We start from the raw sequence: 6,344 nt of genomic DNA, 5'->3' as shown, positions 1-6,344 counted from the left end.
CGTCGAGGCCCACTCGGCGAACGACTCGTTGAGCCACAGGTCGTCCCACCACTTCATCGTCACGAGGTTGCCGAACCACATGTGGGCCAGCTCGTGCAGGATCGTCAGGGCGCGGCGCTCGACCTTCGACTCCGAGACCTTCGACCGGAACACGTAGATCTCGGTGAAGGTGACCGCACCGGCGTTCTCCATCGCGCCCATGTTGTACTCGGGCGTGAAGATCTGGTCGTACTTCGCGAAGGGGTAGGGCTGGTCGAACTCCTTCTCGAAGAAGGCGAAGCCCTTCTTGGTGCAGTCGAAGATGTTGTCCGCGTCGAGGTACTGGGTCAGCGACTTGCGGCAGTACACGCCGAGGGGGACGACGCCGCCACGGGTCTGCACCTCGTCGCGGACCTCGTCGTACGGCCCGGCGATGAGGGCCGTGATGTAGGAGGAGATCCGCGGCGTCGGCTCGAACTCCCAGGTGGCCTTCTCGACGTGGTCGGCGACGCCCGCGGGCGTCGGCGCGGGGGTGAGGGAGTTGGAGATGACCTTCCAGTGGGCGGGGGCGGTCACGGTGAAGCGGAAGCTCGCCTTGAGGTCGGGCTGCTCGAAGACGGTGTACATGCGCCGTGAGTCCGGCACCTCGAACTGCGTGTAGAGGTACACCTCGTTGTCGACGGGGTCGACGAAGCGGTGCAGGCCCTCGCCGGTGTTGGTGTAGCGGCCGGTCGCGTCGACGGTCAGCTCGTTGGTGGCCTGCAGGTTCGGCAGGGCGATCCGGGAGTCCTTGAAGAGCTCGGCGGGGTCGAGCTGGTCGCCGTTGAGGGTGACCCGCTCCACCGTCCCCCCGATGAAGTCGATGAAGGTCTCGGCGCCCGGCTGCGTGCAGTCGAATGTGACCGTGGTGACCGTCCGGAAGGTCTCCGGCCCGGTCGTCAGGTCCAGCCGCACGTCGTAGCTGTCGACATGGAGCAGCTCGGCGCGGCGCGCGGCCTCGTCGCGGGTCAGGTTGGTGCCGGGCACGAGGGTGGCCTCCTTGGTCAGACGGGTGGGTTTGCGGCGCCGTCTCACTCTGCGGACGGCCGTGTCGCGGCACACATCCTCGCACGAGAAGTCCCAAGTCTCACCCGGCCATCCCCGGCGGGGCCGCCGAGCGGGCTTTGACATGATGACGTCATGACTACGAACGGGCGTCAGAGCGTTGAGATGTGGTTCGACCCGATCTGCCCCTGGGCATGGATGACGTCCCGGTGGCTCATGGAGGTCGAGAAGATCCGGGACATCGACGTCACGTGGTCGGTGATGAGCCTCGCGGTGCTGAACGAGCACCGGCACGACCTCGACGCCGCCTACCAGGAGCTGATGGACAACGCGTGGGGCCCGGTGCGCGTCATCATCGCCGCGACCGAGGAGCACGGCGAGTCGGTCATCAAGCCCCTCTATGACGCCATGGGCGAGCGCATCCACCACCGCAAGATGCACGACTTCGACAAGATCATCGCCGAGGCCCTCGACGAGGTCGGCCTGCCGGCCGAGCTGGCCAAGGCGGCCCACCACAAGACCGGCGACGCCGCCCTGCGCCGCAGCCACAAGCGGGGCATCAGCCTCGTCGGCACGGACGTCGGCACACCGATCATCGCCGTCGAGGGCGTCGCCTTCTTCGGGCCGGTCGTCAGCCCGTCACCGAAGGGGGAGGATGCCGGTCGCCTGTGGGACGGCTGCGTCCTCGTGGCCGGCACGCCGGGCTTCTTCGAGCTGAAGCGGACCCGCACCGTCGGCCCGATCTTCGACGCAGCCAAGCCGTGAGGACCCCAGTGCGCATCCACATCGGCGGCGACCACGCCGCGTACGAGCTGAAACAGGTCCTCGTCGAGCACCTGCGCGGTGCCGGCCACGACGTCGTCGACCACGGCCCCGCGGTCTACGACGCCCAGGACGACTACCCGCCGTTCGTCCTGCGGGCGGCGACGGCGGTCGCGGCCGAGGAAGGGTCGCTCGGCGTCGTGCTCGGCGGCTCCGGCAACGGCGAGCAGATGGCCGCCAACAAGGTCGCCGGCATCCGGGCGGCGCTCGCCTGGTCGCCGGAGCTGGCGGCCCTCGCACGAGAGCACAACAACGCCCAGGTGGTCTCCATCGGGGCCCGGTTCACCTCCGACGACGTGGCGAGGCAGATCGTCGACACCTTCGTGTCCACGGACTTCACGAATGAACCGCGCCACGCGCGGCGCGTAGGTATGGTGACGGCGTACGAGAAGAGCGGCGAGTTGCCGGCTCTGCCCGGGGCGTCGGGGGACTGACGCTCCGGGGAAGCCGGCCTGAGGTGGGGCATCCGCGAAGGGGTGGAGGCTTGGCGACGCACAGCGTCCTGACACGGCACCCCCGACTGTCCGCCCGGCGGATGCGGAGGCTGGGTGACTTCGCGGCGCGCTTCGAGCGCTCGCGGACCGGGCTCGTCCTGACGTTCCTCGCCGCGACGGCGCTCACGGGCTTTGCCGTGCTCGCGTGGCCGCCGTACATGCCCTGGGCGGCGTACTCGCTCATCGTGGTGGGTGCGGGCCTCTTCCTCGAGCCGCTCCCGCTCCTCGTCGTGTACGCCGGCGTGGCCGCCGACATCGTGGTCGTGGGCGGCGTCCTCGGTGACCGCAAGACCGCCACGGTGGGCACCATCGTCGTCACCTTCCTCCTCATGGTCCTCATGATGTGGCTGGCCCGGGCGCGTTCGGAGGTCGGGCTCGTCGGGGTCAAGGGCGAGTCGATGCTCGTCGACATGCGCGACCGGCTCAGAGCGCAGGGCGAGCTCCCACCGCTGCCTCCCACGTGGGGTGCCGAGGTCGCCCTCGAGTCGGCCTACGGTGACCGGTTCGCCGGCGACTTCGTCGTCGCGACGAGGTCGACGGACGGCCGGACCCTCGAGATCGCCCTCGTGGACGTCTCGGGCAAGGGCCGCAACGCCGGCACCCGCTCCCTGCTCCTCTCGGGGGCCCTCGGCGGGCTGCTCGGTGAGATGAACGAATGCGGCTTCCTCCGCTCCGCGAACAACCACCTGCTGCGGCTGCGGTGGCCGGAGGGGTTCGCGACGGCGGTCCACGTGGCCGTCGACCTCGTGGACGGCACGTTCTCGATCGGCTACGCCGGCCACCCGGCGGCCGCCCAGTTCTCGGCCGGGTCCGGCCGCTGGGTGATGCTGCAGGGTGGGCGTGGCCCGCTGCTCGGCGTCATCGACGACGCCGACTTCCCCCGTGAGGAGGGCATGCTGCGCCGCGGAGATGCCCTCGTGCTCTACAGCGACGGCGTCATCGAGGCCCGCGACACCGCCCTGGTCGACGGCATCGACCGGATGCTCGGGCGCGCCGAGTCTTACGTGACGAAGGGGTTCGAGGGGCTTGCCCAGCGTCTCTGCGACCAGGCCGCCGCGGGGCACGGCGACGACCGCGCCGTCGTGACGATCTGGCGCCGCTGAGTCCCACGAATCAGCCAGGCCCCACGACCGTGTGGCGGGTGGGAGGGGGCTCCGGTCACCGCGTCATTACGATGCTCCGATGACCGAGCAACCGCAGTCCTACCGTCGCAAGCCGCACGTCGTGCCCACCGACCTGCCCGCCGATGTGACGCCCGCTCGGGTCCGCACCTTCGTGCGGCGCGGCCGCCTCTCGCCGCTGACCACCGAGCGCCTCGAACAGTTCGGACCGGCGCGGGCGCTGCCCGCTGGCCCGTTCGACCAGAAGGCGGCCTTCGGTCGCGTCGCCCCGCTCGTGCTGGAGATCGGCTGCGGCCACGGGCACGCCGCCATCGCGTATGCCGCCCACTTCCCCTCCCACGACATCCTCGCCATGGACGTGCACACTCCCGGCATCGCCCGCGCGCTCGCGCAGGCCGATGCGGCCGGCGTGCCAAACCTCCGGGTCGAGGAGGGCGACGCCGTGGTGTTCCTCGAGGAGCGGGTGGCTGACCACACCTTTGACGCCATCCACCTCTTCTTCCCCGACCCGTGGCGCAAGAAGAAGCACACGAAGCGCCGGTTCGTCAGCCCGACCAACCTCGACCTGCTCGCCCGGGTCCTCAAGCCCGGTGGGCACGTCCTCATCGCGACCGACCAGGACTTCTACGCCGAGCACGTGCTCGCAGAGGTGGCGGCGCATCCGCGGTGGACCGCGTCCAGGCTCGACCGGCCCACATGGCGGCCGCGAGACGGCTTCGAGGCCAAGGGAATTGCCGCGGGGCGCAGGATTAACGAGCTGCGCCTCGACCTCGTCTGACCGCACGCGTGCGGCCGGGCATCAGGCGACTTCGTCGCGAGATGCCCGGCCTCGATGCGTCGGGGCAACAGGATTTGAACCTGCGACCTTCCGCTCCCAAAGCGGACGCGCTACCAAACTGCGCCATGCCCCGCGGCCCGGTCACGACGCCTCATCAAGCGGCCGAGGCGATTTCGTCAAGATCGGGCGCGACCAGTAGGCTAGCGCCTCGATGGCCCGGGTCACGACCGGGTCCCGCGGGCGTAGCTCAATGGTAGAGCCTCAGTCTTCCAAACTGATTACGCGAGTTCGATTCTCGTCGCCCGCTCGCGACCGACGGGGCGCCACCACACGGGTGGCGCCCCGTCGTCGTCCCCGGCGTCAGGTCGAGGGTCAGGGGGACGCGAGCCCGGCCCTGATCCGGACCGCCGCGACGATGATCGCGACGCACGTGTCGGGGTCGAGCCGCCCCGTGTTGAGGACGAGGTCATACGAGAGCGGGTCGGCCGGGTCGAAGCCGTAGAGGTCGCGCGACATCTCGACCCGCACGCGGTCCTCGCGCTTCTGTCGGCGCGCCGCGCGCTCGAGGGTGATCCCACGCTCGCCGGCGGCCCGCTCGATGCGCTGCTCGACCGGGCCGTCGAGCCGCACGTGCAGCGCCGATGCGAGTCCCGCCAGGATGAAGGCGCCGTTGCGCCCGACGATGACCCCGCCCTGCTCTGCCCACTCGGTCACGGTCAGGCTGTTCTGCTTGACCAGCTCGACCCGGTCCTGCTGGGCCGTCGGCACGCCGGCCCCGGCCTCGCCGGTGCTCATCCCCATCGCCACGAGGACCCGTGACAGGACGCCCTCCTTCTCCCGCTCCGACTCCTCCTGCTCGAGCTCCTCGGACGAGAAGGCCTGCTGGTGGTAGGGCAGGTCGAGCGCCTCGGCGACGCGCGGGCCGATGTACTCCGCCCCGGAGCCATAGGACTCGAAGAGCGTGACGACTGGCTTTGGCCGGATCGGGCTGGGCTCGGGCATCTGTCCTCCTTGGGGCCTGACGTCCATCGTGCCCGCCGGGAGGGTTTGTGCAACCCCGACCGGAAAACCGCTTCGCCCTCGCCCGCCGACTGCCTACCGTGGCGACATGGACCGACCCGCCCTGCTGGACGCCCTCAAGGACCGCGACGCCGTCCTGCGCGCCTTTCTCGCCGCCGACGGCAGCCTCCGCTCGATCCCGACGAAGCTGCGCAAGCGCCTCGTCGTCCTCGACCACCTGGCCCAGCAGTTCGAGCCGGGCGAGCGCTACGACGAGGTGGAGGTCAACGCTCGACTGCGGCCGTTCCACCCGGACGTCGCAGCTTTGCGCCGCTACCTCGTCGAGGAGGGGTTCCTCGACCGACGGGACGGCGAGTACTGGCGTTCGGGAGGGACGACGAGCTGACTGCGCGCTGCCGGCGTCGCCGGGTGAGCGGCATACCGTATGCCGCTCAGCTCGCCCCGCGCAGACCGAGCGCCTCTGGCAGGTGGCTGGGGGCCCCCTCGCGCTCCAGCCCCTCCGCGATCGCGGTGGCCGTGCGCGCGGACGGCCAGGCGTGCGTCCAGAAGAGGGCCGCGGCGCCCGGCACGGCGAGCACGAGCGGCAGCCAGCTGCGTGGCGGCAGGACCGAGACGAACAGTGCGATGAAGACGGGCGCTTCGCAGATCGCGGCACGCAGGACGGTCGTCGAGCTGAAGTAGCGGATGCTCGTCTCCGCAGCGTTCTCCTCCGGCAGACCGCGGGGGAGGGCGGGCACGGCGTAGCCGACCTGGCGGATCAGCACGGCCGAGCCGAGCAGTGCGACCACGACGAGGCCGAGCTGCCACCAGGCCGGCCACGGCGCGGCCGTGTCGATGAAGACGCGAGCGAGCGCGACGAGCACGGCACCGCCGCCGATCGTGCCGGTGAGCAGCTGGAGCATCCGGAGACGGTCGCCGAGGGGCGCAGGCATGGCCGACATGGCGCCGAGCATAGGCGCAATTATCGCTCGCCCCCGCTGGCGGCTAGCATGGTGGGTCGGTGCGTCATGCCCTCATGGCGTGCTGCCGGTGGCTCCTCGTGAGTGGCCGACTCCCGAATCCGAGGCCGTCCCGCGGCCGCAACCC

General features: G+C 70.6%; 8 protein-coding genes and 2 tRNA genes. 6 read left to right on the top strand and 4 right to left on the bottom strand.

Annotated elements, in window-relative coordinates; all coding sequences use genetic code 11:
- Positions 1-1,005 (bottom strand): M1 family metallopeptidase (locus tag N864_RS17900; RefSeq protein WP_034720179.1); only part of this gene is annotated, 1,005 nt, incomplete at its 3' end.
- Between the two features lie 153 nt (positions 1,006-1,158).
- Here N864_RS17900 and N864_RS17895 point away from each other — a divergent pair.
- From N864_RS17895 to trmB, 4 genes are all read left to right on the top strand, one after another.
- Positions 1,159-1,788 (top strand): mycothiol-dependent nitroreductase Rv2466c family protein, encoded by a 630-nt coding sequence (locus tag N864_RS17895; protein WP_034720177.1) that lies wholly within the window; start codon positions 1,159-1,161, stop codon positions 1,786-1,788.
- Between the two features lie 8 nt (positions 1,789-1,796).
- A complete protein-coding gene (locus tag N864_RS17890; RefSeq protein ID WP_034720174.1) occupies positions 1,797-2,279 on the top strand; it encodes a ribose-5-phosphate isomerase in 483 nt (160 codons plus the stop codon).
- A gap of 50 nt (positions 2,280-2,329) precedes the next feature.
- Positions 2,330-3,442: a PP2C family protein-serine/threonine phosphatase gene (locus N864_RS17885; RefSeq protein ID WP_034720172.1), complete on the top strand. Its 1,113-nt coding sequence runs from the start codon at positions 2,330-2,332 to the stop codon at positions 3,440-3,442.
- A gap of 79 nt (positions 3,443-3,521) precedes the next feature.
- The gene (gene trmB, locus N864_RS17880; protein WP_051518765.1) at positions 3,522-4,238 is read left to right on the top strand and encodes a tRNA (guanosine(46)-N7)-methyltransferase TrmB; all 717 of its coding nucleotides are present in this window, start codon (positions 3,522-3,524) and stop codon (positions 4,236-4,238) included.
- 59 nt (positions 4,239-4,297) lie between these two features.
- On the opposite strand, the gene N864_RS17875 is transcribed toward trmB, so the two are convergent.
- Positions 4,298-4,371: transfer RNA gene (locus N864_RS17875), tRNA-Pro, on the bottom strand.
- A gap of 103 nt (positions 4,372-4,474) precedes the next feature.
- Here N864_RS17875 and N864_RS17870 point away from each other — a divergent pair.
- Positions 4,475-4,545 (top strand) — tRNA-Gly (locus tag N864_RS17870).
- 65 nt (positions 4,546-4,610) lie between these two features.
- Here N864_RS17870 and N864_RS17865 read toward each other — a convergent pair.
- On the bottom strand, positions 4,611-5,240 hold the full coding sequence (locus N864_RS17865; protein WP_051518764.1) for a cytidylate kinase-like family protein: 630 nt from the start codon (positions 5,238-5,240) through the stop codon (positions 4,611-4,613).
- Positions 5,241-5,346: 106 nt separating this feature from the next.
- On the opposite strand from N864_RS17865, the gene N864_RS17860 reads away from it, so the two are divergent.
- Positions 5,347-5,643, top strand: a complete 297-nt coding sequence (locus tag N864_RS17860) for a DUF2087 domain-containing protein (RefSeq protein ID WP_034720168.1) — start codon at positions 5,347-5,349, stop codon at positions 5,641-5,643.
- A gap of 46 nt (positions 5,644-5,689) precedes the next feature.
- On the opposite strand, the gene N864_RS17855 is transcribed toward N864_RS17860, so the two are convergent.
- Positions 5,690-6,199 (bottom strand): hypothetical protein, encoded by a 510-nt coding sequence (locus N864_RS17855; RefSeq protein ID WP_240474388.1) that lies wholly within the window; start codon positions 6,197-6,199, stop codon positions 5,690-5,692.
- Positions 6,200-6,344 lie beyond the last annotated feature (145 nt).

Origin of the sequence: Intrasporangium chromatireducens Q5-1, assembly GCF_000576575.1 — a bacterium.
Lineage (GTDB): Bacteria > Actinomycetota > Actinomycetes > Actinomycetales > Dermatophilaceae > Intrasporangium_A > Intrasporangium_A chromatireducens.
Note: the sequence above shows the minus strand (reverse complement) of the source record. Positions and strands in the feature narration are given on the sequence as shown.